This is a genomic window from Pseudonocardia sp. HH130629-09, assembly GCF_001294645.1.
GTDB lineage: Bacteria > Actinomycetota > Actinomycetes > Mycobacteriales > Pseudonocardiaceae > Pseudonocardia.
The window spans coordinates 4,788,681-4,813,801 of sequence record NZ_CP011868.1 but is presented as its reverse complement, the minus strand read 5'-3'; the positions used below and the strand labels follow the sequence as shown (position 1 = coordinate 4,813,801).

The window sequence follows — 25,121 nt, the reverse complement described above, 5'->3', positions numbered from 1 at the left end:
TACTTAGGCAAGGCTGCGCTAACTTACAGAGGTCGCTTCGTGGTGGGAGCGGCGCGTCAGTTCGGGACAGGAGAAGGCCCCGGACCCCACAGGGTCCGGGGCCTCCTTCTTTCCCCAGTCACACCCGTCCCGCCGCCGAGCGGGTCAGGGCGCGTAGATGCGGACCCAGTCGACCTGGAAGTCCAGCGTCTCCGGCGAGGTCGCGTCCGGCGCCGGGATCCAGTCGTCGCCGTAGGGGCCGATGTCCTGCTGCATCGCCAGGTGCATCGACCGTGGCGGGATCTGCTCCGGATCGGTGGTGCGGAAGACCTCGGCGCCGTCGATGTAGAACACGACCCGGTCGGGCAGCCACTCGACGGCGTAGGTGTGCCACTGCGTGAAGTCGCCACGGATTGTCTTGCCGACCTGGCTGTTGTCCTCGCCGTAGTGGACGATCGTGTGCGTCTCGTTCCGCTCGGGCTTCGGGATCTCCATGAAGTTGAGCTCGCCGCCCTCGGGCCAGTCCTCGGCGTCCGGCCAGAGCAGCGCGACGTCGCCGTAGCCGACGCCGGGGTTCGTCTTCGCCCGGATCTCCCAGCGGCCGTACTGCTGGCCACCCCGCCAGGCCAGCCCGGCGGAGGTGCTCCCGCGGCTGGTGAGGACGAGCTCGCCGTCGCGGACCGCGATGTTCTCGGCCCGGTGCCGGCCGTTGCCCCCGGTGGTCTCGCCCGTGTACGGGCTCCAGCGCGTGCGGTCGAGCGCGGTGCCGTCGAACTCGTCGTGGTCGGTGAGGCGCCAGCCGTTGCGCACGGCCGCCTCGGTGTCCGAGCGCGACGCGGGGTCGAGCTCACCGACCTCGGTGGGCCGCTCCTGGTCGTGCATCCCGCCCGGCGACGGCGGGGCCGCCGGTGCGGGGGTCGAGGAGGGCGAGCCGGTGAGCAGGGACGGTTCCACGGCGACCGTGACGATCCCGGCCAGTACGGCCAGACCCGCCACGAGGCCGACGACCGCGGGCCAGCGGCGACGCGCCGGGGCCTCGGGGTCGTGCTCCTGCTCCGTCTGCTCCTGCACGACCCACTCCTTGATCGTCGACGGCGGGTCGGCGGCAGCCTAGGAGCGGCCGGCTGTGGGGGAGCTGAGAGGCCCGGGCCACCGCGCACCGTGCACCGGGCCGGAGCGCCCCGCGAGGTGGCTGCATGATCGACCGCTGTGGAGCGGAGAGGCCGTCCTGCGCACCTCCGCACTCCCCAACCGGTGATCATCCTCGGGTGGGGGCCGCCCGGTCAGCCGGCCGAACCCGGTGCCGCCCCGCTGTCGGTCGTCGCGCCGGGCGAACCTCCGTCGAGGGTGTACTGGCGGACCCAGTCGACCTGCATCTGCGTCTCCTTCCCCGAGCCGCCGCCCTTGGGGAACCAGTCGAGCTGGATGCACAGGTGCATCGGCCCCGGCGGCTGCACCTTCTCCTCGTTGGTCTCGAACCACTTCTCGCCGTCGACGTAGGCGGTGATCCGGTCCGGCGTCCACTCCAGGGCCCAGTTGTGCCACTGCGTCGCGTCGACCTCGACGGAGCCCTCGACCTGGGAGTTGTCCGCGCCGTAGTGGAAGAACGCGTTGGTCTTCTGCCGCTGTGGGTCCATCATCTCCATGAAGTCGAGCTCGCCGCCCTCGGGCCAGTTCTCCGCGGTGGGCCAGAGCAGCAGCAGGGCGTTGTACGACGGGTCCCCGACCGGCGCGCGCACCCGGCCCTCCCAGCGTCCGTACTGCTGCGAGCCCTCCTTCCACGCCATGCCCGCGGTGTTGCCCTGGCTGTCCCCGGTGATCGTCAGGACGCCGTCCGCCACGCTCGCCGCGTCCGGGGTGCGGCGGCCGTTGCCCGCGTGCCCGGCGCCGTCGTAGATGCTCCAGCCCTCGGTGCCGTTGTCGAACTCGTCGGCCCGGACGGGCTGTCCCCAGCCCAGCTTCGCCGCCGCCGTGGTGCCCTCTGCGCTCCCGGTGGCGGGTGCTGGGTCGGTGCCGCTGGTGCCGCTGGGGCGGCAGGGCGGCGGTGTCCGGGAGCCGGCGGTACCGGATCCGCCGGTGAGGAGCCCGGCGGCCGCGTCGTCGCTCGTGCCGTAGGCGGTGGCGCCGGACTCGTCGGGGGCGGCGGTGGTGCCGCTGCCGGAATCGCGGCCCGTCCCGCTGTCGGAACCGGAGGAGGAGGCGGTACCGCCACCGCGCTCGGAGTCGTTGCCGCCGGAGCCGGAGCCGGAGCCGGAGCCGGAGCCGGAGCCGGAGCCGGAGCCGGAGCCGGTCGCATCGCCCGACCCGCCGGACCGGCCGCTGTCGTCGGAGCCGCCCGCTCCGCCGTCGCCCCCGCCGCCGCGGCGGTCCGTCGAGCTGCCGTCGGAGCTGCTGCCGGAGTCGTCGGCGGAGTCGTCGGCGCTGCCGGAGCCGTCGGACCCGGAGCTGTCGGACCCGGAGCTGTCGGACCCGGAGCTGTCGGAACCCGAGCTGTCGGAACCCGAGGTGGAGTCCGAGCCGCCGGAACCCGAGCCGCTGGACCCGGACCCACCGGAGCCCGACCCGGACCCCGTGCCGACGCACACCTCACCACCGGCCCCCAGCTCCAGGTCCGGCCGCGGCGCACCGGCGGCGTCCTGCCCGGAGCTCGTCGACGGCGTCGCGGAGCCCCCGGGTTCCACCCCCACCAGCTCCCCGGCGGGCCCGAGCGCCAGCAGGACGACCGTGACCCCCTTGGCCAGCAGGGACTTGAGCAGCTGCTCCAGCTCGTCGGCGGTCATCGCCCACTCCAAGGTTCGGTCACGTCAGTCGTCCACATCGGGGGTGTCGGTGGTGATGGGGGTGTCGGCGGTGACCAGCCAGTGGCCCGCCGCGTCGAGCGCCAGGACCACCCGGGTGCGCCAGCGGCGGACCTCCGGTGCCGCGCCGGGCCCGACCGTCGTCGTGCGGACGGTCGCGACGAGCGCCGTGCGTCCGCGGGCCCAGTCGGTGGCGCTCTCGTCGAGGTCCTCGACCTCGGCGGTCCGGCCCGAACCGGGTGGCGGCGGGGCGAGGACGGGCGCTCCGGCGGCGGCGGGGCTGCCGGGCAGCGCGTACGGGGTGCCGTCGAGGGTGGTGCCCCCGGCCGCGTCGGCACCGGTGCCGTGCGCGGCGACGAGGTAGGCGCGCGCCACCGCCCCGGGCGACGCGGGCCGCGTCGCCGGCACGGCCGGCTCCGGTCCGCGGACGGGGCCGGGATCGCCGAGGGCGTCCCGGTCGGCCGAGGTCAGCACCGCCTGCGACGGCGGTCGGGGCAGCAGCGCGGGCACCAGCAGGGCCAGGGGCACCGCGAGGACCGCGGCGAGCACGAGCAGCGGCAGGGAACGTCGCACGGGGTCACTCCGCGAAGCTGATGTGGATGTGGTCGTAGTGGCCGCCGGTCGCGTCGGCGGTGTCGTAGACCCCGCCGCCGGTGTAGCGACGGCCCCAGCCGGAGCCGTCGGCGCGCACCGAGGGGTCCCAGTAGCGGCCCTGCCAGATCAGGTACTTGACCTTCAGCGGGGCTGCGTTGCGTTCCAGCCAGTGGGCGATCGCCCAGCCCTCGTCGAGGTCGGCGCCCTTCGCGAACGCCCCGGCCTTCCCGGTGAACACGTCGCAGGCCTTGCCCTTCGGATGGTCCGACCGCGGGTTCTGCAGGTGCTCGTCCCAACAGCCGACCGTCTCGATCGTCGGGCCGAACACCGCTTCGACGGCATCGAGGCCGTGCTTCGACGCGCCGGTGAGACAGCCGTCGGAGCGCACCGGGTCGGGTTCGTGGCACCCCGTCGCACCGCCGGTCCAGGCGGGCGCCGGCACCGACGCGGCGTCCTTCGCCGGGGCGGCCTTCTGCGGCGGTGGCGGGGACGACTCGCGGTCGTCGACGGCCGTCGTGCCGGAGTAGTCGGCGACGAAGCCGTGCACCGCGTCGAGGTAGCGCCGGATCGCCGACGCGCACGCCTGCGAGCAGTTCGCCTCCCCTGCCGCCGGCACCCCCGACCTCGACCCGGTGACCCGGCTACAGCCCGCGATGTGGCAGACCAGCATCGCGTCGAGCACCGGGACGTCCTTCGGGGTCGTCGCGAGATACCCGGCGGCGGCGCGCAGCGTCGAGCAGAGCCACGGCACGGCGACGCGCAGGTGCCCCTCCGGCTCGGTGAGCGCCGCGTCCGGCCAGGGTGCGCCGCCGGCCGCGACCCAGGTCCGTTCCGAGACCTGCAGCAGGCCGGCGGCGGTTCCGGTGCGCAGCTCCGGGTCCCAGCCCGACTCCGCCTGCACCTGTGCGACCACCCAGGCCGGCGGCAGCTCCGGGCAGCCCTGCGAGGTCAGCTCCGTGACCAGGTCGAGGTAGGGCCGCGCCGCCTCCGGCACCCGTGCCGCGTCGATGCCCGAGGTGACCGGCTCCGCGGCGGGGGCGGCCAGGACCTGACCCGCCGTCCCCAGCAGGAGTGCGACGACGACCGGCACGATCAGCAGCGCGCGCACGGCTCACCGGCCCGGCCCGGCCCGGTCGGGAGGGCCAGTACCCCACGCATCGGTCGCAGCCCACCGACGCCGGCTGGGGTGAGCGGCCGGTCGAGCCGTCCGGACGTGGTCAGCGCGGTGACGACCCGGCCGATCGCGTCGGCGTAGCGGCGGACGGCGGCCGAGGGCCCGGACCGGGTGAGCACCCCGGCCGCGTCCGACCACGGGTCCGCCGAGCGGGCCCAGCCCGGCACCGCGGGCAGCGCGACGACGGCTGCCCACCCGGGCCCCGCGGCGTCGGCGTCGATGCCGTCGGGGTCGGCGGTGCTGGCGGTGCCGGGGTGCAGGACGAGGACCGGTGAGCCCGGCCCGGGCATCGGGGCGACGCGGGCCGCGGCAGCCAGCCCCGCCGCGGTGTCCCGGGTGACGACGACGTCGGGCAGCAGGTCCGGCCCGCACACGCGCCCCAGGTCACGGCCGTGCAGGGCCCGGGCGACGGTCGTCGTCCCGACCCCGCCGGCCAGGCCCCCGACGACGGGGACACGCCCGGTCACCGCACACCGCCCCGCGCGAGGTCGACCGGCGACGGCCGCCGGGCCGGCGCGGCCGCGGGCCCCGCGTCGACGACGAGCCCGTCGTCGGTGAGCGCGACGGCCACCTCCAGGCGGACCCACCGCGCGGCCAGCCCGCGCCAGCCGCGCGCGGCCGGGGCGGGTGCCCCGGCGGGCGCCCCGATCGGGTCGTCGGGTTCGGGCTCCGGCGCGGCCGTCCCACGGGCGTCGACACGGCGGTAGGGCACGACCCGCACCCGGACGTCGACGACGGCCCGGTCGGCATCGGCGCGGACCCGTCCCGGCAGCACGAGGTCGGCCCGCTGCCGCCCGGTCCCGGTCCAGCCGAGCAATCCGTCGGCCGCGGTGGCGGGCAGGTAGTCGGCGAGGACACGGGCGCGGCGGTCGACGTCGTCCTCGTCCCAGGACAGCAGGTCCGCGGCGAAGGCCCCGGCCAGCGCGGACGCCTCGGCGGGGTCGACGAGGGGCGGCGGGGCGGTCCCGACGGGGGAGCCGGTGGCGGGCCGCGCCTGGGCGTGGCGGGAGTCGGGTCCGGCTGGGACCGGCGACGGGTCGGAGCGGCCGGGCGACGGGTCGGCAGGACCGGGTGACAGGTCGGCAGGACCGGGCGACGGGTCGGCAGGACCGGCTGACGCGTCGGAGCGGCCGGAGGAGGGTTCGGCGTGGCCGGGTGACGGGTCAGCGCGGCCGGGCGACTGCTCGGCAAGACCGGGCGACCGATCGGCGGAGCTGAGTGGCGGGTCGGGGGAAACGGCCGAGGCGTCGGCGGGGGCGGATGACGGGGCAGCAGCGGTGCCGGGCGCGGTCCCTGTCGATGCGACCGGGGCTCCGGCGGGACGGGCAGCCGGATCGTGCTCGGGCCCCGACGGCGCCGGACCGGGCGCCGCGGTCGTCGTGCCGGTCGTCGTGGTGGGCGGTGTGCTGGGTGGCGTGACGGGTGCCGGCGACGCGGCTCCGGACGCTGCACGATCCGCCCCGCCCTCGGCCGGGGACACCGCGGCAGGCGCCCAGGCCGCCCAGGCGGCAGCGACCTCGTCGGAGACGGGGGCGGGGGCCGAGGAGGAGGCGGCAGGGGGGCGGCACCGGCGGGAAGCCGAAGGGATCGGTGACCGGCTCCGGCTCGGCGATCGGCTCCTGCGGCGGCCGCCGCGGCGTCCAGACTGCCGGTCGCGCCGCCGCGGTCGCGGGACCCTCGGCGGGCAGCGCCGTCGCACCCGTCGACGGCGCCGGGGGCATCCCGCCCGTCGACGGCGCCAGGGAGGCCTCCCGGGCCCGGGGCGGGACGGGCCGCGGCGCCGGGTCGTCGAGCCAGGGGTCGGGACCGTCGTCGAGGAGGTGCTCGTCGCGGGAGGTGCGGCCGAACAGCCGGAACGGGGACATCGTCGTCGCCCGGGTCATCGACGCCGGTCGGGCTGGTGCTGGATGGACATGTCCCTCCGTCCCGTACGCGCACCCGGGGCGGGTGTGCGGAGGGGGACGGTAGGAACGGGAGGGGGGTGAGCGGGCCCGGTCGCGGAGAATGCTTCGCGATGGCGAAGCCGATCAGTCGGGGATCTCCCAGGTGTGGACGGGCTGGTTGGCCGCCGAGTGCGCCAGGTAGCGCTCGAGCATGCCGCGCAGCGCGGTCATCCGGTCCGCGCCCCGCGCCTCCAGCGCGGCGACCGTGTCGATCTGCCACGACGACCCGGTCTGGCGGGTGACGCAGCGGCGTTCGAGCACCGTCAGGTACCGGTCGCACACGGCGCCGGACACGCCCCAGCGGGCGAGACCCTCGTGCGCGAGCGGGAGCAGCTTGCGCAGGGCGAGCTCGTCGGGGAGGACCCAGCCGGTGCCGGGCCAGTACAGGGGCGCGTGCATGCCGTGCTTGGCCGCGGTCTGGAAGTTCTCCCGCGCCGCCTCGAACGACACCGCCCGCCACAGCTGCTGGTCGGCCTCGACCAGCGTGCGCAGCAGGCCGTAGAAGAACAGCGCGTTGGCGACCATGTCGACGGTCGTCGGACCTGCGGGCAGCACCCGGTTCTCGAGCCGGACGTGCGGCGTCGCGCCCGTACTGTCGTAGATCGGCCGGTTCCAGCGCCAGATCGTCCCGTTGTGCAGCGTCAGCTCGGGCAGGTCCGGGAAACCCTTCTCGCGCATCTGGGCCACGGGATCCACATCGGACGTCAGCGGCATCAGGGCGGGGAAGTAGCGGGCGTTCTCGGAGAACAGGTCCAGCGCCGAGTCGATCCAGCGCTCGCCGAACCAGACCCGCGGCCGCACACCTTGGTTGTGGAACTCCGGGGTCCGCACGTCGCAGGACTGCTCGAACAGCGGGATCCGGGTCTCCGACCACAGCTGCGACCCGAGCAGGAACGGCGAGTTCGATCCGAGCCCCAGCTGCACGCCCGCCAGGCACTGTGCCGCGTTCCAGTAGCGCCCGAAGTCCGCCGGCGCCACCTGCAGGTGGAGCTGCATCGACGTGCACGCCGCTTCGGGGATGATCGTGTCGAAGTCGGCGTTGACCCGCTCCTCCGGTGAGCAGCCTGCGATGTCGATCCGGATCGGCTCCCCGCGCGCGTTGAGCATCTGGTCGTTGAGCGCCTCGTAGCGGTCTTCGGGGGAGATCGCCTCGGCGGTCATGTGTCCCGGGTCCAGCGTCGGCAGGATGCCGATCATGACGAGCTGGGTGTGCAGGTCCCCGGCCTTCGCCCCGGCGCCCGCGAGCAGGTCGAGCAGCTCGTGCTCCAGCTGGCGCCACTGGTCGCCGGGCAGCGGGCGCGGCGGGAGGTTCAGCTCGAGGTTCCAGCGGCCGAGCTCGGTCTGCCACTCGCCGGAGTTGATCGTGTCCAGGACGTCGGTCCCGTTGAGCGACGGCGCCAGCTCCGGACCGACCAGGTTGAACTCGATCTCCACGCCGGTCATCGGCTCCGTGTCGGAGAACGGGTAGCTGCTGAGCAGGTCACCGAGAGTGTCCAGACAGCGCTGCACCTTGATCCGGTAACGCTGGCGGTCGCGCCGGCTGAACGTCGTCCGGTCGACCACCTGACCCATGCGCGAACCGACCTCCATCGAACGGGGAGCGCCTCCTCACCCGCACGGCGGAGGGCCGTGCCGAGGGAGGCGACACTACACCGTGTCATATCGCCGGACCGGGCGGTACCGGCTGACCGGGCGACCAGACGCGGCGAACGGTCAGTGACGTGGGACGATCGGGCGTCGTGGCCATACTCACCACGGTCGAGCACCCCGACGACCCCCGTATCGACGATTACCGCGACCTCACGACCGCCGATCGGCGCCCCGATCGGCCCGGTGGGCGCGGGCTGGTGATAGCGGAGGGTGTCGTCGTCGTGCGTCGTCTGCTCGACTCTCCGTATCCGGTGCGGTCCCTGCTGGGGGTCCCGCGCCGCCTCGACGAGCTCTCCGACGATCTCGCCGGCGTCGACGTGCCGGCCTACGCGACCGACGCCGACACGATGGCCCGTGCGGTCGGGTTCCACCTGAACCGGGGGGTGCTCGCCGTCGCCGACCGTGCTCCCGCGCCGTTCCTCGACGACGTGCTGGCCCGCGCCCGCACGCTGGCGGTCTGCGAGGGGGTGGGAGACCACGAGAACCTGGGGTCTCTGTTCCGCAACGCCGCCGCCCTGGGCGTCGACGCGATCCTGCTCGGCCCCGGCTGCTCGGACCCGCTCTACCGGCGCAGCGTCCGCGTCTCGATGGGGCACGTGCTGCGGGTCCCGTTCACGACCCTCGACGGCGCGTGGCCCGCCTCGCTGGACCGGGTGCGGGAGGCGGGGTTCACCGTCGCGGCACTCACCCCCGCCTCCGACGCCGAGCCCCTCGCCACGGCTGGCCTGGGCGGCCGGAAGGTCGCCCTGCTGCTGGGCGCGGAGGGCCCCGGCCTCACCGACGAGGCTCTCGCCGCCGCCGACCGCCGTGTCCGGATCCCGATGGCGAGCGGCGTGGACTCGCTCAACGTCGCGACGGCCGCCGCCGTCGCCTTCCACGCCGTCACCGGCGGGGGCTGACCCCGGCCGTGCTCCCACACCGGATCCGGGCCCCCACACGGGACCGGATGCGGTGTGGGAGAACGGAACCCGTGTGGGAAGGTCCTAGCGCTGGCCGCGGACGCCGAGCAGGACCTCGTCCCACGACGGCATGACGGGCTTGCCCTTTCTCGTCCGCCGCGATCCTGCGGTGGACGCGCGGCGCGGGGCCGCGCTCTCGGTGTCCTGTGCCGGAGCGGGGGCCGTCTCCTGCGCCGAGTCGGTCGGCGACGTGGCCGAGGTCTCGGTGGGAGCCGCGGCGGGAGCCTCGGTCCGCTCGTCGGCGGACCCGTCGTCCGTGGCGACCCCGCGGTCGTCGGTCGTGGTGCTCGCCGCCGTGGAGCCGGTTCCGGTGCCCGCGGACTGCGCCTCGGTGGACTGTGCCGCGGTGGACGGCGCCGCAGCGGACGACCCCGCGGTGCTCGGCGCTGCCTCCGCGGTCGTGCCCTCCGGAGTGGCCGGTGCGGTGGCGGCCGGTGACGTGCCGGCCGGGGCCGGGCTGCCCGCTGCGTCGGCGCCCGACGCCGAGGTGGCCGCCTCCGTCGACGTGGCCGCCGCGTCGTGCGTGGGCCCGGTGGCCGACGAGCCCCTACCGGTTGCGGCCGTCGCGTCCGCGTCCGCGTCCGTGGCGGTGGCCGCCGGGGCCGGGACGACCGGGTCCACGCCGTCCGAGCCGGTCGAGCTCGCGCCGCCGGAGGTCGTGCGGCCCGGGGTCGTGCCATCCGCGGACACACCGTTCGAGGCGGGTCCGCTCGACGAGGTGTCGTTCGGGCCGGCGTCTGCCGGGGTCGTCCCGGTGGGGAGCGCGTCCGCCGTCGCAGGAGCGCCGGTCGAAACGGCCCCGTCATCGGCCTGCGCGCTGCCGGTCTGCACGCTGCCGGTCCGTGCGGTACCGGACCGGGCACTGTCGGACTGCGCGGTGTCGGTCGCGCCGGCCGACCCGGTCCCGCCGGTGGCGTCGGTGCTGTTGACGGCGTCGGTGGCCTCGACCTGCTCGACGCGCTTCGGTACCACCGGCGCCGCAGCGGCCGGGGCCCGGGTGTCGTCCGGGCGGGTGCCCACGGTGCGACCGGGTGTCTCGACGCGGGTGCGGGGCGGCGGCGGGCTCGCCCGACGCTGCTCGGGCGCGATCCCGCGCCCGGCCCAGGCCTCGGGCTGCTGCCCGCCGGCCGCCGCGACGGCGCGCGCAGGAGCGGCGGTCGTCGGCGCCTCGGGGGCGTGGTCCTCGTCGCGGGCCATGTCGACCACCGACCCGAGCGGACGCAGTGGACGTGCGGGCAGACCCTCGACGAGGTCGGAGGCGTGTTCGTCCAGCGCGACGACGGTGCCGCCGTGCGCACCGGGCTGGAACGCCCAGTGCGCCGCGTTGTCCGAGCGGCCGGTCTGCCAGGTCAGGACGACGACCCACTTGCCGTCCTCGCCCTTCCAGGAGTCCCAGCCGGCCCCGGCGTAGTCCTGTCCGCGCAGGCCGAAGGTGTGCGCGACGGTCTCACCGAGCGTCCGTGAGTCGGGGCCGTCGGCGCGCTGGGGATGCGCACTCTGGGCCAGCTCGGCGGTCCGCGACCGCTCGAGCAGGACGGGATAGGCGAAGCGTTCGATCTTCTGGGTCGGGACGCCGGCCGCGGCGGCGACCTCGTCGACCGACGCGCCACCCCGGATGCGGGCCTGGATCTCCCGTGGGCGCAACTGGCTCTCCAACTCGATCGCGATCTGGCCGAGCCGGGTCACGTCACCCCGTGCCGCGGCCCGCAGCTGCTCGTCGGCCGGCACCGTGTAGCGCTCGCGGCGGCCCGGGTCTTCGAGGACGACCGAGCCGTCCCCGGTTACCCCCACGACCCGCAACGCGCGCATCGACCTGACCTCCTGCTGTCGTCCCCGTCCGGGTGACGGTAGATGGCGAGGGGTCCGTGCCGGGTGAGGCGCGCCGGGCGAGTTCTGCCTGGTCGACAACACCTACTCGCCCGGGGGACCACCGGACCTTTCTCACTGACCGTGCTCAGCGTCGCACGGTTCGTGACGCACGAGGAAATTGGGGCGTGTGTTGCGCGTGTGACTACAACGAGTTGCTATCGATCACGCAACGACGCTGCGTGGCGACGCAACCCCCGCACACGACGACGGCCGCCCCCAGGTGGGGACGGCCGTCGCGGATCGTCGACGAGCAGGTGTCAGGAACCCAGCCGCTCCACGACCCAGTCGATGCACGCGGTCAGCGCCGAGACGTCCGACGGCTCGACCGCCGGGAACATCCCGATCCGCAGCTGGTTGCGGCCCAGCTTGCGGTACGGCTCGGTGTCCACGATCCCGTTCGCGCGCAGCGCCGTCGCCACCGCGGCGGCGTCGACGGCGTCGTCGAAGTCGATCGTGCCGACCACCAGGCTCCGGTGCGCCGGGTCGGTGACGAACGGCGTCGCGAAGCTGCTCTTCTCGGCCCAGGTGTAGAGCCGGTCGGAGGAGTCGCGGGTGCGTGCGACGCAGCCGTCGAGCCCGCCGAGCGCGTTCATCCAGCGGACCTGGTCCTCGAGCAGGAACAGCGTCGCCAGCGACGGCGTGTTGTAGGTCTGGTCCTTGCCGGAGTTGTCGACGGCGGTGGCCAGCGACAGGAACGGCGGGATCCACCGGTCCGACGCGGCGAGCTCGGCGACCCGCTGCAGTGCCTTCGGGCTCATCAACGCCAGGTACAGGCCGCCGTCGGAGGCGAAGCCCTTCTGCGGGGCGAAGTAGTAGACGTCGGACTGGGTGACGTCCACGGGAAGACCGCCGGCGCCGGAGGTCGCGTCGATCACCACGAGCTGGTCCTCGGTCGTGCCCGCGGGACGGTTCACGGGCACAGCGACGCCGGTCGAGGTCTCGTTGTGCGCCCAGGCGATGACGTCGACCGACGGGTCGCTCACCGGCTCGGGCGCGCTGCCCGGGTCGGCCCTCACGACCACCGGGTCGGCCAGGAACGGCGCGCCGGTGGTGGTGTCGGCGAACTTCTGGGAGAACTCGCCGTAGGTCAGGTGCAGCGAGCGCTCGCGGACCAGGCCGAACGCCGCCGCGTCCCAGAACGCGGTCGAGCCGCCGTTGCCGAGGACGACCTCGTAGCCGTCGGGCAGCGAGAACAGCTCGGCCAGGCCCGAGCGCACCCGTCCGACGAGCTCCCTCACCGGCTTCTGCCGGTGCGAGGTGCCCAACAGGGAGTCGCCGGTCGCGGCGAGGGCGGACAGCTGCTCGGGGCGCACCTTGGACGGACCGCATCCGAAGCGGCCGTCCTGCGGAAGGAGATCGCCGGGGATCTTCAGATCGGCAGGAGAGGTCACGGTCCCAGTGTCGCAGCAGTACCTGTGGTGACGTGCGCCCAGTACCGCGCGGATCACGCGCCGGCGGGTGCCCGGTGGGCGCGCCGGTACGCCAGCGGCGCCATCCCGATCTCGGCGTGCAACCGCTGCCGCAGCGCCGCGGTGGTGCCGAACCCGGCGCGCGCGGCGACCTGCTCGACGGGCAGGTCGGTGGTCTCCAGCAGGCGGCGCACCAGCTCCAGACGGCGCGCGGCCAGCCAGCGGGCGGGGCTGGTGCCGGTCTCGGCGCGGAAGCGTCGGGTGAAGGTCCGCACGCTCATCGACGCCTGTGCCGCCAGCTCCTCGACCGTGAGCGGCCGGTCGAGGCGGTGCAGCGCCCACTCCCGGACGGCGTCGGTGGCCGGGCCGCCGGGGTCCGGGACGTGCGAGGCGACGAACTGGGCCTGCCCGCCCTCCCGCCACGGTGCGACGACGTTGCGCCGCGCGGTCGCGGTGGCCACCGCCGCGCCGTGGTCGCGCCGGACCAGGTGCAGGCACAGGTCGATGCCCGCGGCCACGCCCGCCGAGGTGAGGATGTCGCCGTCGTCGACGAACAGCACGTCGGGGTCCAGCTCCACCTGCGGGTACAGCGCGCGGAAGGCGTCCACGTGCGCCCAGTGGGTGGTGGCGCGGCGACCGTCGAGCACGCCGGTGGCGGCCAGGGTGAACGCGCCGGTGCAGATCGCCACGACCCGTGCGCCGCGGTGCGCGGCCCGGCGCACCAGACCGAGGACGGCCTCGCCCGGGTCGTCGGTGTTCGGGCCGCGCACGGCCGGTACCACCAGGGTGTCCGCGCGCTCCAGCACGTCGATCCCGTGTTCGGGCAGCACCCGGTACCCGGCGCTGGTGCGGACCGGGCCGCCGTCGACGGTGGCGACCCGCACGTCGTAGAGCGGGATGCCGTCCGCCGTGGTCGTGGTGCCGAGGATTCGTTCGGGGATGCCGAGCTCGAAGGCGATGACCCCGTCGACGGCGAGTACTCCGACCCGGTGCATGGCCGAATTCTTGCACATGTCGTCCGTCCGGCCACTGTTGTGCGCCGCACCGCCCCCGCACGATGACCCCCATGACGACAGCGCCCACGACGGCGGACACACGAGCACGCCGGGTGCACCCGGCCTGGTGGGCGGCGGGGGCGACGTTCCTCGCCCTGCTCGGCGCGGCCGGGTTCCGGTCCACCCCCGGGGTGCTGGTCGAGCCGCTGCACGCTGAGTTCGGCTGGGGCATCGGGTCCATCTCCTTCGCGCTCGCGGTGAACCTCGCCCTGTTCGGGGTGACCGCGCCGTTCGCGGCGGCGCTGATGGAGCGCTTCGGCGTGCGCCGCGTCGTCGCGACCGCGCTGGTCATGGTCGCGGTCGGCGCCGGCACGACCGTGTTCATGACGGCGGTCTGGCAGCTGGTGCTGCTGTGGGGCGTCGTCGTCGGGCTGGGCACCGGCTCGATGGCGATGGCGCTGGTCGCGACCGTGGTGAACCGTTGGTTCGTCGCCCGCCGCGGCCTCGTCTCCGGGGTCCTCACCGCCGCCACCGCCACCGGGCAGCTGGTGTTCCTGCCCCTGGTCGCGGCCGTCGTCGAGTCGGGCGGGTGGCGGCCCGCGGCGTTGATCACCGCAGGCGCGGCACTGGCCGTGGTGCCGGTGGTGTGGCTGTTCCTGAAGGACCGGCCCGCCGACGCCGGGGTCCTGCCCTACGGCGGCACCGAGGCCGACGTCGTCGCGCCGCAGCGCACGGGCGCCGCGCGGCTGGCGGTGCGGGCGCTGGCCGACGCCGCGCGCACCGGCACGTTCTGGCTGCTCGTCGGCGGGTTCTTCATCTGCGGCGCGACGACGGCGGGGCTGGTCCAGTCCCACTTCGTCCCGGCCGCGCACGACCACGGCATGCCCGCGACGACGGCGGCCTCCCTGCTCGCCCTGGTCGGCATCTTCGACCTGCTCGGGACGATCTTCTCCGGCTGGCTGACCGACCGGATCGACCCGCGGCTGCTGCTGGGCGCCTACTACGCGCTGCGCGGGCTGTCGCTGTTCCTGCTCCCGCCGCTGTTCGGGACCGACCTGAACGCCAGCATGCTCGCGTTCGTCGTGTTCTACGGCCTGGACTGGGTCGCGACCGTCCCGCCGACGATGGCGCTGGCCCGCGAGGCCTTCGGCGCCCGCTCGGCGGTGGTGTTCGGCTGGATCTTCGCCTCGCACCAGATCGGGGCGGCGTTCGCCGCGCTCGTCGCGGGTCTGGTCCGCGACGCCCTGGGTAGCTACGACATGGCCTGGTACGGCGGCGCCGTCCTCTGCGTCGTCGCGGCCGGGCTGTCGCTGGCGATCCGGCGCCACCGGGCCCCCGTGCCGTCGCCCGCGGGCTGATCACCATCTGCTCACGATCGTCCCGATCCGCCACCGACGTGCTCCGTGTCCGGTACGACGCGGGGAGCCGACGAGAGGGGCGAGTCGTGACCGAGAACCATCCCGGCCCGGGGGAGCCCGTGCCGCCGCAGCCGGGGATCGTGCCGCTGCGACCGTTGGACGCGGGGGAGGTCGTGGGCGGGGTGTGGCGGTTCCTGCGCCGGACCCCGTGGACGGTCCTGCCCGGCCTGCTCTACGCCGTCGTCGTGCTCGGGACGCTGTGGCTGCTGCAGCCGGTCGGTGCACTGCAGCCGGCGAACCCGTTCGACCCGGTCGGGACGTTCCTGGAGGCGACGCTGTCCGGCCTGCCCTTCGGGCTCGTCGCGGCCGCCGTGGCGCCGCTCGTGCTCGCCGCGGTCCTCCCGGCGGTGACCTCGGCGGTGTACGGCTCGCGGACCGGGATCGCCGCGGCCTGGGCACAGGGCCGCCCCCGGCTGCCCGGCCTCTACGGCGTCCAGCTGGCGCAGCTGGTGATCGGGCTCGTCCCGATCGCGGTCGGCGCCTTCGTCGCGCTGCCGCTGTGGCGTGCCGGCGGGGTGGCCGCGGCGGCCGGGCTGCTCCTCGTCGTCGTGGTCTACGCCGCGCAGACCTGGATCGCGATCCTGCTGTCCCTGGCGTCGCCCGCGGTCGTCGCCGAGGGCCTCGGTGCGCGGGACGCGCTGTGGCGGTCGGTCGAGCTGGTCCGTGGTTCCTGGTGGCGCTGCTTCGGCGTGCTGATGCTGGTCGGGCTGACCGTGGCGGCGGCCGCGGTCGTGGTGATGATCCCGGTGTTCGCGGTGACCTTCGCCCTGATGTTCACGGTGAGCCCGACGCTCGGGCTGGCGGTCGTCGGGGTGGCCTACGTCCTGCTGCTGGGCTTGGTGCTCCCGGTATCGGTCGCCGCGCCGGCGCTGCTGCACCACGACCAGCGGGGCCGCCGCTCCGGGGTGGTCGGCCCCTCACCGGGGGAACAGCCGTAGCGCGCTCGGCCACGGGAGTTCCCCCGGGGAAGGGGGATCAGCGGGCGGAGACCGAGTCCCAGCCCTCGACGTCCTGCGGCCTGCGCGGGCCCGGGCCGATGTACTGCGCGCTCGGGCGCACGAGCTTGCCCTCGCGCTTCTGCTCCATGACGTGCGCCGACCAGCCGGCGGTGCGGGCCGAGGTGAACATCGCGGGCATCATGTGCGGCGGGACCTCGGCGAAGTCGAGGATCACCGCCGCCCAGAACTCGACGTTGGTCTCGATCGGGCGGTCCGGGCGTCGCTCGCGCAGGATCGCCAGCGCGGTGCGCTCCAGCTCGGCGGCCACCTCGTAGCGCGGGGCGTTCAGCTCCTGGCAGGTGCGGCGCAGCACGCGGGCCCGCGGGTCCTCGGCCCGGTAGACCCGGTGCCCGAAGCCCATGAGCTTCTCCTTGCGGTCCAGCAGGCCCGTGACCAGCGCCCGGGCGTCGCCGGTGCGCTCGACCTCGTCGATCGTCGGGAGCACCCGGGCCGGGGCGCCGCCGTGCAGCGGGCCGGACATGGCGCCGATCGCGCCGGACAGCGACGCGGCGGCGTCGGCACCGGTGGAGGCGATCACCCGGGCGGTGAAGGTCGAGGCGTTCATGCCGTGCTCGGCGGCGGACACCCAGTAGGCGTCGACGGCGGCGACGTGGCGCGGGTCGGGCTCGCCGCGCCAGCGGGTCATGAAGCGCTCGGTGATCGTGGAGCACTCGTCGATGCGCGACTGCGGCACCGCGGGCACGCCGATGCCGCGGGCGGACTGGGCGACGTAGGACAGCGCCATCACCGAGGCGCGGGCCAGGTTGTCGCGGGCCTCGGCGTCGTCGATGTCGAGCAGCGGACGGTAGCCCCAGTACGGGGCGAGCATCGCCAGTGCGGCCTGCACGTCGACCCGCACGTCACCGGTGTGCACCGGGATCGGGAACGGCTCCGCCGGCGGCAGGCTCTGCCCGAAGCGGCCGTCGACCAGCAGCGCCCAGACGTCGCCGAAGGTCACCGTGCCGGCGAGGTCCTCCAGGTCGACGCCGCGGTAGCGCAGCGAGCCGCCGTCCTTGTCGGGCTCGGCGATCTCGGTGCGGAACGCGACGTGGCCCTCCAGTCCGGACCTGAATCCTGGGGGCGGCGGGGGCACCTCGTGCGCGAGCGTCTCGGTCACCGGGTCTCCTTCGGCTCGGATGGTCGCCGTCACCCTGCTCCGAACGGCCGGGGCGGGGCAACGTGACCGGCCGGTGGTGTCGATCACGAACCGGACACCCGTGCGTGAACGGTGGCCGTGTGCGGGGCGGCGGGACGCCCCGCACACGGTCCGCGCGCCGGGGTCAGTCTGTGAAGTAGACGGGGACCCCGGTGACGATGCTCTGGCTCAGCGCCTTGACCGCGGTGGTGGCGATGATCTGGGTCCCCGCCTTGCCCCAGTGCACCGTCCCGTGACCGCTCTTGCCGCAGCCGAGTGACACCCGGTACTCCTTGCCGTCGCTCCACCGGAACCCGCGGGCCTTGACGCAGGCCTGGCCGGAGGAGAAGCGCGGGACCTCCCAGGACACCGTGATGTACGGCTTGCTCTGCCGGGCGATGTGTCCGCAGCTGCCGTTGTAGGTGCGGCTCCACTTTCCGCCGATCGGCGCGTAGGCGGCCCGGTCGATCTTGCCGCACGACACCGTGCGCACCGTCGCGGTCGCCTGCCGCTCCGGCGCCGCCGCTGCGGCAGCCACCGTCCCTGTCCCTGTCCCCGCCGCCGACGCCGCCGCCACCGGCGCGAGCGCCACGGCCCCGGTGAGCAGTACGGCCAGCGCCGTCGCGACCGGCGCGAACATCCTCGTCACACGCATCGTCTTCCCTCTCGTCATCCGAGCGGGGGGCGTCGTGCGTACCCACCATCCCCCCGTCGGGTGGGCACGGATCGACTATTGATTGCAGGACGCAACGACGTCGATGGGTGATCCGGCGGTCGGGGACCGAACGGCGGGTGCGCGGGAGGCGGGCGCGTGCCTACGGTCGTCGGCGGCACCGACCGTGAGTGAGGGGAACCGATGACGGACGCACCCGCGCTGGAGAGGATGCGGATCGACTACGCGAGTCGACCGCTCGACGTCGACGGCCTGGCTCCGATCTGGTACGCACAGCTCACCGCGTGGCTGGAACAGGCCCGTGAGGCCGGGCTGACCGAGCCGAACGCGATGGTGCTGGCGACTTCGGACCCGGACGGGCTGCCGTCGTCGCGCACCGTCCTGTGCAAGGGCCTCGACGCCGGCGGCATCGTCTTCTACACGAACTACACCTCCGCCAAGAGCCACGACCTCAACCGCACGCGCGTCGCCTCGGTCACCTTCCCCTGGTACGACCTCCAGCGTCAGGTGCATCTCTCCGGTCGCGTCGAGCGCTGCTCCGAGGCCCAGTCCGACGCCTACTGGGCGCTGCGCCCACGCGGGTCGCAGCTGGGGGCGTGGGCGTCGGCGCAGTCGACGATCGTCGCCGGGCGCACGGTCCTCGACCAGGCGCTCGCCGGGGTCACCCGCCGCTTCGAGGGCGTCGAGGAGATCCCACGACCGCCGCACTGGGGTGGCTGGCGGATCGTGCCGTGGCAGGTCGAGTTCTGGCAGGGCCGCGCCGACCGGATGCACGACCGGCTGCGGTTCGAGGTCGGCCGCGACGACTCCTGGTCGGTGTGCCGGCTCGCCCCCTAGGGGCAACCCGGAGGCGTGATGTCGGGGCGTCCGTGTACACCTTGACATCGTGAGCACGCGCAACGATCCCGGTGAGGGGCCGACGCAGCCGCTGCCGGGCGCCGAACGGGACACCCCGACCCGCCCCGTCCCCGCGCCCACGGACGAGGGGCCGACGGTCCGCACCCGCGCGTCGCGGTTGACCGGGCTGCTGCGGTCGACCTTCGCCGACACCACCCCGCTGCGCACGCCCGCCTACCGGCGGCTGTGGGCGGCCGGGATCGTGACGGTGATCGGCGCCCAGCTGTCGGTCGTCGCCGTGCCGATCCAGATCTTCCAGCTGACCGGGTCGTCGGCCTACGTCGGGCTGACCGGTCTGTTCGGCCTGGTCCCGCTCGTGGTGTTCGGGCTGTGGGGTGGCGCGATCGCCGACGCCGTCGACCGGCGGGTCATGCTGCTGTTCACCGGGTCCGGCATCGCGCTGAGCTCGCTGGCGCTGTGGGTGGTCTCGGCCAGCGGGGCCGGGAACGTGTGGGTCGTGCTGGTGCTCTTCGCGTTCCAGTCGGCGATGCTCGCGATGAACCAGCCCACCCGCAGCGCGGTCATCCCGCGGCTGCTGCCCGCCGAGCAGCTGCCCGCCGCGAACGCGCTGAACATGACCGTCGTGCAGGTCGGCGCGGTGCTCGGGCCGCTCCTGGCCGGGGTGCTGATCCCGTTCATCGGGCTGTCGACCCTCTACCTGGTCGACGCGATCTTCCTGCTGGCGACGCTGTGGGCGACCTGGCGGCTGCCCGCGCTGCCGAGCTCCGCGCAGCGGGTGGACGGTGAGCGTCCGAAGGTGGGGCTGCGCGCGGTGGTCGACGGCTTCCGCTACGTCGGTACCCAGCGCATCCTGCTCGTCTCGTTCCTGGTCGACGTGATCGCGATGGGTCTGGGCATGCCCCGGGTGCTGTTCCCGCAGATGGCGGTGGACACCTTCGGCGGTACGGCCGACGGGGGTGTCCAGCAGGGCCTGCTCTACGCGGCGATCCCGATCGGGATGGTCGCCGGCGGCGTGCTGTCGGGCTGGTTGCAGAAGGTGCAGCGGCAGGGCGTCGCGGTCGTGGTCGCGGTGTGCGTCTGGGGCGGTGGGGTCCTGGTGTTCGGTCTGACCGGGTCGTTGTTCCTCGCGGTGCTCGCGCTGGCCGTCGCCGGCGCCGGCGACCTGGTCAGCTCGGTCTACCGGTCCTCGATGCTGCAGACCGTCGCGACAGACGAGATGCGCGGCCGGATGCAGGGCGTGTTCATCGTCGTCGTCGCGTGCGGGCCCCGGCTGGCCGACATGTGGCACGGCTCGGCGGCGTCGTTGATCGGGCCCGGTGTCACCGCGACGCTCGGCGGCGCCGCGGTGATCGTGGGCGTGCTGCTGTGCGTCTGGCGCTTCCCGGAGTTCCTCCGCTACCGCGCGCCCCGCGACGGAGGGTGAGAATCGTCGCCGCGTTCTGCGGATTCGCCCCGGCGGGCTAGCGTGTGCCCGAGACCCGATTGATCCCCGCTGTGAGAGGGAACCTCCACATGTCCGACGAGACCGCCGCCAAGTCCGACACCGCCGTACTCCGGTATTCGGGCGGCGAGTTCGAGACCGCGGTGCACACCCCGACGGAGGGGTCGCAGGCCGTCGACGTCAGCAAGCTGCTCGGCAAGACCGGCCTGGTCACCTTCGACCCGGGCTTCACCAGCACCGCGGCCTGCTCCTCGGCGATCACCTACATCGACGGTGACGCCGGCATCCTGCGTTACCGCGGCTACCCGATCGACCAGCTGGCAGGGAACTCCACGTTCCTCGAGGTCAGCTACCTGCTGATCTACGGCGAGCTGCCGAGCCAGCAGCAGCTCGACGCCTTCACCACCCGGATCAGCCGGCACACCCTGCTGCACGAGGACCTGAAGCGCTTCTTCGAGGGCTTCCCGCGGGACGCGCACCCGATGCCGGTGCTGTCGTCCGCGGTCAGCGCGCTGTCGACCTTCTACCAGGACTCGCTGGACCCGCACGACGAGGAGGCCGTCGAGCTCTCCACCGTCCGGCTCATGGCGAAGGTCTTCACGATCGCCGCCTACGCCTACAAGAAGTCCGTCGGGCAGCCGTTCCTGTACCCGGACAACTCCCTCGGCCTCGTCGAGAACTTCCTGCGGATGACCTTCGGGTTCCCCGCCGAGCCCTACGAGCTGGACCCGGACATGGTCCGCGCGCTCGACACGCTGCTGATCCTGCACGCCGACCACGAGCAGAACTGCTCGACCTCGACGGTGCGCCTCGTCGGTTCCAGCCAGGCCAACCTGTTCGCCTCCATCTCCGCCGGCGTGAACGCGCTGTTCGGCCCGCTGCACGGCGGCGCCAACCAGGCGGTCCTGGAGATGCTGACCCGCATCAAGGACGTCGAGGGCGGCAACGTCGACGACTTCGTCAGCCGGGTCAAGAACAAGGAGCAGGGCGCGAAGCTGATGGGCTTCGGGCACCGGGTCTACAAGAACTACGACCCGCGCGCGAAGATCGTCAAGGAGCAGGCCGAGACGATCCTCAAGAAGCTCGGCGTCAACGACCCGCTGCTCGACATCGCGATGACGCTCGAGGAGAAGGCGCTGGCCGACGACTACTTCGTCGAGCGCAAGCTCTACCCGAACGTCGACTTCTACACCGGCGTCATCTACCGGGCGATGGGCTTCCCGGTGAAGATGTTCACCGTGCTGTTCGCACTCGGCCGGCTCCCGGGCTGGATCGCGCACTGGCGCGAGATGATGAACGACCCGCAGAACAAGATCGGGCGTCCGCGCCAGCTCTACACCGGTTCCGCGGAGCGCCTCTACGTCCCGGTCGGCCAGCGCTGACCACGTAGCACCACCGCACCAGCCTCTCTGCACGAGCGGGCCGTCCGTACGACCTCGTCGTACGAGCGGCCCGCCCGTGCGTTCCGGAGGCCGGGAGCGCGACCGGTGAGGGGCGCGGCTCGGCGGGCGGGTGGGACGCGGCGGCGCTAGCGTCGACCGGCATGGCGCCCAGCACTGCCGTCGTCTGGTTCCGACGAGACCTCCGGGTCGCCGACCAGCCCACCTTCCTCGCCGCGGCCGACGCCGCCGACCGCGCGCTCGCGCTGTTCGTGCTGGACCCGGCGCTATTGGCGCCTTCCGGCGCCGCGCGGGCGAACTTCCTCTTCGGCTGCCTGCGCGAGCTCGACGAGGCACTCGGCGGGAGGCTGCTCGTGGTGAAGGGGGACCCGGCGGACGTCGTCCCGCGGATCGCGACGGCCGTCGGCGCGCAGACCGTGCACGTCTCCGCGGACTACGGCCCCTACGGCCGCGCGCGCGACGAGCAGGTCGAGAAGGCACTCGCCGAGGACGGCGTCGAGCTCGTCCGGACCGGCTCGCCCTACGCCGTCGCGCCCGGCCGGGTGGAGAAGGGCACCGGCGGGCCGTTCAAGGTGTTCACCCCGTTCAGCCGGGCGTGGGCAGACCACGGCTGGCGCGCCCCGGCCGCGACCGATGCGTCGACGTGCAGGTGGATGGACCCCGCCGACAAGAACGGCGGACCCCGCGCGGTGCAGATCCCCGACGATGAGCCGGTCGAGGCCGAGCTGCCCGAGGCGGGGGAGTCCGCGGCGCGGGCCCGCTGGGCGGACTTCCTCGACGAGGGCGTGGCGGACTACGGGTCCGTCCGCGACCTGCCCGCCGAGCGTGGCACCTCGGGCATGTCGCCGTACCTCAAGTACGGCTGCGTCCACCCGCGCACGCTGCTCGCGGACCTGGCGAAGCAGAAGGGGGACTCGGTGAAGACCTACCGCACCGAGATCGCCTGGCGGGAGTTCTACGCCGACGTGCTGTACCGGCGCCCGGACTCCGCGCGCGAGAACTACGACAGGGCCTTCGACCACCTGCCGCTGCGCACCGGGAAGGCCGCCGACGCCGACTTCGAGCGCTGGTGCGAGGGCCGGACGGGCTTCCCGATCGTCGACGCCGGGATGCGCCAGCTGCGGGGCGAGGCGTGGATGCACAACCGGGTGCGGATGATCGTCGCGTCGTTCCTGGTCAAGGACCTGCACCTTCCGTGGTGGCGCGGCGCGCGGCACTTCATGGCGCTGCTCGTCGACGGCGACCTGGCCTCCAACCAGCACGGCTGGCAGTGGACCGCCGGGTCGGGGACGGACGCGTCGCCGTACTTCCGGATCTTCAACCCCATCACCCAGGGCGAGCGGTTCGACCCCGACGGGGACTACGTGCGCCGCTGGGTGCCCGAGCTCGCCGAGGTCGGGGGCAGGGCCGTGCACCAGCCGTGGAAGCTGCCCGGCGGCATCCCGGAGGGCTATCCGGAGCCGATGGTCGACCACAAGGCCGAGCGCCAGGACGCGCTCGCCCGCTACGACCAGGTCAAGGCCGCCCGGCACTGAGCGCGTCCCGCCAGCGGACCCGCGCCCCGGTGCGCAGCACCGAGTTGCGGTACACCCGCGCCGACAGCAGCACCATCCCGGCGAGCGCGGCCAGCGCCAGCAGATAGGCGAGCACCGGCTCCCACCACGCGGTGACGCCGAGCGCGGTGCGCGCGGGCATGAGCGTCTGCGACAGGTACGGCACGAACGACAGCACCGTGGTGACGGGGTTGCGCGGGTCCACGGGCAGCACGGCGACGGCGAGCAGGAACGGCACGAGCAGCACGATGGCGATCGGCGCGGTCACCGACTGGAGCTCCTCCTGCCGGGACACCAGCGCGCCCGCCGCCGCGTAGAGCGTCGCGAACAGGAAGAACCCGACCAGGTACCAGGCCAGCGCGGACACCAGCGTCGGCAGCAGCAGCGCCGGGACCGCGAGCACGCCGGTGCCCACCGCGACGGCCGCGCCCACCCCGCCGAGGATCAGCAGCTGCAGCAGCCCGACCAGGCCGAGCCCGAGCACCTTCCCCGCGAGCAGCTGCCGCGCCGGGACGGTCGCCAGCAGCAGCTCGACCACGCGCCCGGCCTTCTCCTCGACCACCCCCTGTGCGACGGCCGCGCCGTAGGCGGTCACCGAGAAGAACAGCAGGAACGTCACCACGAACGCGGTGCCGATGCGCTGCCCGAGCTCGGTGTCGACCGGTTCGAGGGTGCGCACCCCGACCCCGGACAGCGTGCTCACCCGGTCCGGGTCGGCGCCCGCGGCGAGCAGCGACTCGCGCACGGCCTGCTGTTCCACCACGTCGACAACGAGCGACCGCAGCCCGGGAGCGACGTCGTCGAGGCCCACGAGCTGGTAGGTCCCCGGCGCCCCGGTGAGCATCGCATCGGCCTCGCCGGTGCGGACCATCGACTCCGCGGTGTCCCGGTTCCCGGCCTCGGTCACGCGCAGCGTGGTGCCCAGCCGGTCCGCGGTGCCCTGCAGCTCGCCGCGCAGCTCGCGGGCCGGCCCGTCCAGCACCAGCGACGACGACGAGCCCTGCGCCCCGGCGAACACGATCACCGCGCCGTAGCCGCCGAACACCAGCAGCATCAGCAGGATCCCGACGACGAACGTCCGCGACCGCAGCTGGGTGGTGATCTCGCGCCGCGCGACGAGCAGCACCGTCCTCATCGGGTGCGGTCCGTCGGGAGGGCGCGCTCGGTGGGGAGGGCGCGGTCGGTGGGGAGGGCGCCGTCCGTGGGGAGGGCGGGGTCCGCCGGGACGGCGCGGTCGCGCACGGCGTCGCGGTACAGCTCGGTCAGTGGCGGCCGGTACGGACCGAACGCGTGCACCGGCCCGGCGGCCAGCGCCGCATCCAGCAGCGCCTGGTCGTCGGTGCCCGGCGCCAGCTCGACGCGGGTGCGGGCACCGTCGACGCCGAGGACCCGTACCCCGGGTAGGTCGTCGGCCCAGCCCGGTGGCGGGCCGGTGACGTCGTAGCGGTCCGCGGCACCGGCGCGCAGCCCGTCGACCGTGCCGACCGCCACCATCCGGCCCGCCGAGATGATGCCCACCCGGTCGCAGAGCCGCTCCACCAGCTCCAGCTGGTGGGAGGAGAACACCACCGGCACCCCGGCCGCGGCGCGCTCGCGCAGCACCGCTCCCAGGGTGTCGACGGCCGCCGGGTCCAGCCCGGAGAACGGCTCGTCGAGCACCAGCAGATCGGGGTCGTGCACCAGCGCGGCGCACAGCTGCACCCGCTGCTGGTTGCCCAGCGAGAGCTTCTGCACCTCGTCGCCGCGGCGCCCGGCCAGCCCGACCCGCTCGGTCCAGGTCTCGGTGGCCGCCTGGGCCTCCGACCGTGACATCCCGTGCAGCCGGGCCAGGTAGACGAGCTGCTCGGCGACCCGCATCCGCGGGTAGAGACCGCGCTCCTCGGGCAGGTACCCGATCCGGCGGCGTTCCGCGAGACCGAGCGGCGCGCCCTTCCAGGCGACCGCACCGGCGTCGGCGTCGAGGACACCGAGCACGATCCGCATCGTCGTCGTCTTGCCCGCCCCGTTGCCGCCGACGAAGCCGAACACCTCGCCCGCACCGACCGTGAAGCTCACCTCGTCGAGGGCGGTGGCAGGGCCGAACCGCTTGGCGAGGCCGTCGATCGCCAGCACGTCGGCGACGCTACACGGGGCAGAGGTCGCGCACCGGTCTCGATCAGCGGGCGTGGGTGGCAGGCCCCCTTTCCGCTCTGTAGGCTCCGCACACCGCAATGGTGCTGGGATATGTCGATCGTGTAACGAAATGCGCTTCCGGTAGCGGTTTACGCATTGCGTG

Annotated in this window: 20 protein-coding genes and 1 pseudogene; 7 read left to right on the top strand and 14 right to left on the bottom strand. The window is 74.2% G+C overall.

Annotated elements, in window-relative coordinates:
• Window positions 1–144: 144 nt before the first annotated feature.
• The 7 genes from XF36_RS22275 to XF36_RS22245 all read right to left on the bottom strand — a co-directional run bounded on the left by XF36_RS22275 (window position 145) and on the right by XF36_RS22245 (window position 8,060).
• Complete coding sequence (locus XF36_RS22275) at window positions 145–1,050, bottom strand: glycoside hydrolase family 16 protein (protein ID WP_060713470.1); 906 nt, start codon at window positions 1,048–1,050, stop codon at window positions 145–147.
• A gap of 212 nt (window positions 1,051–1,262) precedes the next feature.
• A complete protein-coding gene (locus XF36_RS30815; RefSeq protein ID WP_060713469.1) occupies window positions 1,263–2,759 on the bottom strand; it encodes a glycoside hydrolase family 16 protein in 1,497 nt (498 codons plus the stop codon).
• Between the two features lie 24 nt (window positions 2,760–2,783).
• Window positions 2,784–3,350 carry a hypothetical protein gene (locus tag XF36_RS22265; protein WP_060713468.1) on the bottom strand — a complete coding sequence of 189 codons (567 nt, stop codon included), beginning with the start codon at window positions 3,348–3,350 and terminating at the stop codon, window positions 2,784–2,786.
• A 4-nt stretch (window positions 3,351–3,354) separates the two neighbouring features.
• Entirely contained in the window at window positions 3,355–4,479 is a 1,125-nt protein-coding gene (locus XF36_RS22260; RefSeq protein WP_060713467.1) for a hypothetical protein, read from the bottom strand.
• Window positions 4,464–5,012 (bottom strand): hypothetical protein, encoded by a 549-nt coding sequence (locus XF36_RS22255; RefSeq protein WP_060713466.1) that lies wholly within the window; start codon window positions 5,010–5,012, stop codon window positions 4,464–4,466. Before XF36_RS22255 ends, XF36_RS22260 begins: the two co-directional genes overlap by 16 nt.
• Window positions 5,009–6,025, bottom strand: coding sequence for a hypothetical protein (locus tag XF36_RS22250; protein ID WP_060713465.1), 1,017 nt, complete (start codon window positions 6,023–6,025; stop codon window positions 5,009–5,011). The genes XF36_RS22255 and XF36_RS22250 overlap by 4 nt, the downstream gene beginning before the upstream one ends.
• Window positions 6,026–6,572: 547 nt before the next feature.
• Window positions 6,573–8,060 (bottom strand): hypothetical protein, encoded by a 1,488-nt coding sequence (locus XF36_RS22245; protein ID WP_060714900.1) that lies wholly within the window; start codon window positions 8,058–8,060, stop codon window positions 6,573–6,575.
• Window positions 8,061–8,227: 167 nt separating this feature from the next.
• Here XF36_RS22245 and XF36_RS22240 point away from each other — a divergent pair, with 167 nt between their 5' ends.
• Window positions 8,228–9,037 carry a TrmH family RNA methyltransferase gene (locus XF36_RS22240; RefSeq protein ID WP_060713464.1) on the top strand — a complete coding sequence of 270 codons (810 nt, stop codon included), beginning with the start codon at window positions 8,228–8,230 and terminating at the stop codon, window positions 9,035–9,037.
• A 1,023-nt stretch (window positions 9,038–10,060) separates the two neighbouring features.
• On the opposite strand, the pseudogene sepH reads toward XF36_RS22240, so the two are convergent.
• The 3 genes and pseudogenes from sepH to XF36_RS22225 form a co-directional block, all read right to left on the bottom strand.
• Window positions 10,061–10,906 (bottom strand): annotated as a pseudogene (gene sepH, locus XF36_RS35810) (septation protein SepH); the annotation flags it as partial.
• Window positions 10,907–11,223: 317 nt separating this feature from the next.
• Complete coding sequence (gene serC / locus XF36_RS22230) at window positions 11,224–12,357, bottom strand: phosphoserine transaminase (RefSeq protein ID WP_060713463.1); 1,134 nt, start codon at window positions 12,355–12,357, stop codon at window positions 11,224–11,226.
• Window positions 12,358–12,410: 53 nt separating this feature from the next.
• On the bottom strand, window positions 12,411–13,370 hold the full coding sequence (locus tag XF36_RS22225; RefSeq protein ID WP_202968431.1) for a GlxA family transcriptional regulator: 960 nt from the start codon (window positions 13,368–13,370) through the stop codon (window positions 12,411–12,413).
• Window positions 13,371–13,441: 71 nt separating this feature from the next.
• Here XF36_RS22225 and XF36_RS22220 point away from each other — a divergent pair, with 71 nt between their 5' ends.
• Together XF36_RS22220 and XF36_RS22215 are read left to right on the top strand one after the other, a co-directional pair.
• Window positions 13,442–14,728, top strand: a complete 1,287-nt coding sequence (locus tag XF36_RS22220; RefSeq protein ID WP_060713461.1) for an MFS transporter — start codon at window positions 13,442–13,444, stop codon at window positions 14,726–14,728.
• Window positions 14,729–14,814: 86 nt separating this feature from the next.
• Window positions 14,815–15,726, top strand: coding sequence for a hypothetical protein (locus tag XF36_RS22215; protein WP_060713460.1), 912 nt, complete (start codon window positions 14,815–14,817; stop codon window positions 15,724–15,726).
• A gap of 37 nt (window positions 15,727–15,763) precedes the next feature.
• Here XF36_RS22215 and XF36_RS22210 read toward each other — a convergent pair whose 3' ends face one another.
• Both XF36_RS22210 and XF36_RS22205 read right to left on the bottom strand, forming a co-directional pair.
• On the bottom strand, window positions 15,764–16,903 hold the full coding sequence (locus XF36_RS22210) for a citrate synthase 2 (protein ID WP_060713459.1): 1,140 nt from the start codon (window positions 16,901–16,903) through the stop codon (window positions 15,764–15,766).
• A gap of 163 nt (window positions 16,904–17,066) precedes the next feature.
• Complete coding sequence (locus XF36_RS22205; RefSeq protein WP_145981459.1) at window positions 17,067–17,576, bottom strand: hypothetical protein; 510 nt, start codon at window positions 17,574–17,576, stop codon at window positions 17,067–17,069.
• A gap of 201 nt (window positions 17,577–17,777) precedes the next feature.
• Here XF36_RS22205 and pdxH point away from each other — a divergent pair, with 201 nt between their 5' ends.
• The 4 genes from pdxH (at window position 17,778) to XF36_RS22185 (ending at window position 22,828) form a co-directional block, all read left to right on the top strand.
• Window positions 17,778–18,431: a pyridoxamine 5'-phosphate oxidase gene (gene pdxH, locus XF36_RS22200; RefSeq protein WP_060713457.1), complete on the top strand. Its 654-nt coding sequence runs from the start codon at window positions 17,778–17,780 to the stop codon at window positions 18,429–18,431.
• 49 nt (window positions 18,432–18,480) lie between these two features.
• The gene (locus XF36_RS22195) at window positions 18,481–19,875 is read left to right on the top strand and encodes an MFS transporter (RefSeq protein WP_238588986.1); all 1,395 of its coding nucleotides are present in this window, start codon (window positions 18,481–18,483) and stop codon (window positions 19,873–19,875) included.
• A gap of 89 nt (window positions 19,876–19,964) precedes the next feature.
• The gene (locus XF36_RS22190; RefSeq protein ID WP_060713456.1) at window positions 19,965–21,275 is read left to right on the top strand and encodes a citrate synthase; all 1,311 of its coding nucleotides are present in this window, start codon (window positions 19,965–19,967) and stop codon (window positions 21,273–21,275) included.
• A 161-nt stretch (window positions 21,276–21,436) separates the two neighbouring features.
• Window positions 21,437–22,828 carry a cryptochrome/photolyase family protein gene (locus XF36_RS22185; protein ID WP_060713455.1) on the top strand — a complete coding sequence of 464 codons (1,392 nt, stop codon included), beginning with the start codon at window positions 21,437–21,439 and terminating at the stop codon, window positions 22,826–22,828.
• Here the strand turns inward: XF36_RS22185 and XF36_RS22180 are convergent.
• Both XF36_RS22180 and XF36_RS22175 read right to left on the bottom strand, forming a co-directional pair.
• Window positions 22,809–23,981, bottom strand: a complete 1,173-nt coding sequence (locus tag XF36_RS22180) for an ABC transporter permease (protein ID WP_060713454.1) — start codon at window positions 23,979–23,981, stop codon at window positions 22,809–22,811. The two genes, XF36_RS22185 and XF36_RS22180, sit on opposite strands and share 20 nt — an antisense overlap.
• Window positions 23,978–24,958 carry an ABC transporter ATP-binding protein gene (locus tag XF36_RS22175; protein ID WP_082375586.1) on the bottom strand — a complete coding sequence of 327 codons (981 nt, stop codon included), beginning with the start codon at window positions 24,956–24,958 and terminating at the stop codon, window positions 23,978–23,980. Before XF36_RS22175 ends, XF36_RS22180 begins: the two co-directional genes overlap by 4 nt.
• Between the last annotated feature and the right edge of the window lie 163 nt (window positions 24,959–25,121).

Excerpts from the sequence above, each read along its gene's own strand:
- XF36_RS30815 (WP_060713469.1), bottom strand. The coding sequence starts at position 2,759 with ATGACCGCCGACGAGCTGGAGCAGCTGCTCAAGTCCCTGCTGGCCAAG.
- XF36_RS22245 (WP_060714900.1), bottom strand. The coding sequence starts at position 8,060 with ATGGGTCAGGTGGTCGACCGGACGACGTTCAGCCGGCGCGACCGCCAG.
- XF36_RS22225 (WP_202968431.1), bottom strand. The coding sequence starts at position 13,370 with ATGCACCGGGTCGGAGTACTCGCCGTCGACGGGGTCATCGCCTTCGAG.
- XF36_RS22220 (WP_060713461.1), top strand. The coding sequence starts at position 13,442 with ATGACGACAGCGCCCACGACGGCGGACACACGAGCACGCCGGGTGCAC.
- XF36_RS22205 (WP_145981459.1), bottom strand. The coding sequence starts at position 17,576 with ATGCGTGTGACGAGGATGTTCGCGCCGGTCGCGACGGCGCTGGCCGTA.
- pdxH (WP_060713457.1), top strand. The coding sequence starts at position 17,778 with ATGACGGACGCACCCGCGCTGGAGAGGATGCGGATCGACTACGCGAGT.
- XF36_RS22190 (WP_060713456.1), top strand. The coding sequence starts at position 19,965 with ATGTCCGACGAGACCGCCGCCAAGTCCGACACCGCCGTACTCCGGTAT.
- XF36_RS22185 (WP_060713455.1), top strand. The coding sequence starts at position 21,437 with ATGGCGCCCAGCACTGCCGTCGTCTGGTTCCGACGAGACCTCCGGGTC.
- XF36_RS22180 (WP_060713454.1), bottom strand. The coding sequence starts at position 23,981 with ATGAGGACGGTGCTGCTCGTCGCGCGGCGCGAGATCACCACCCAGCTG.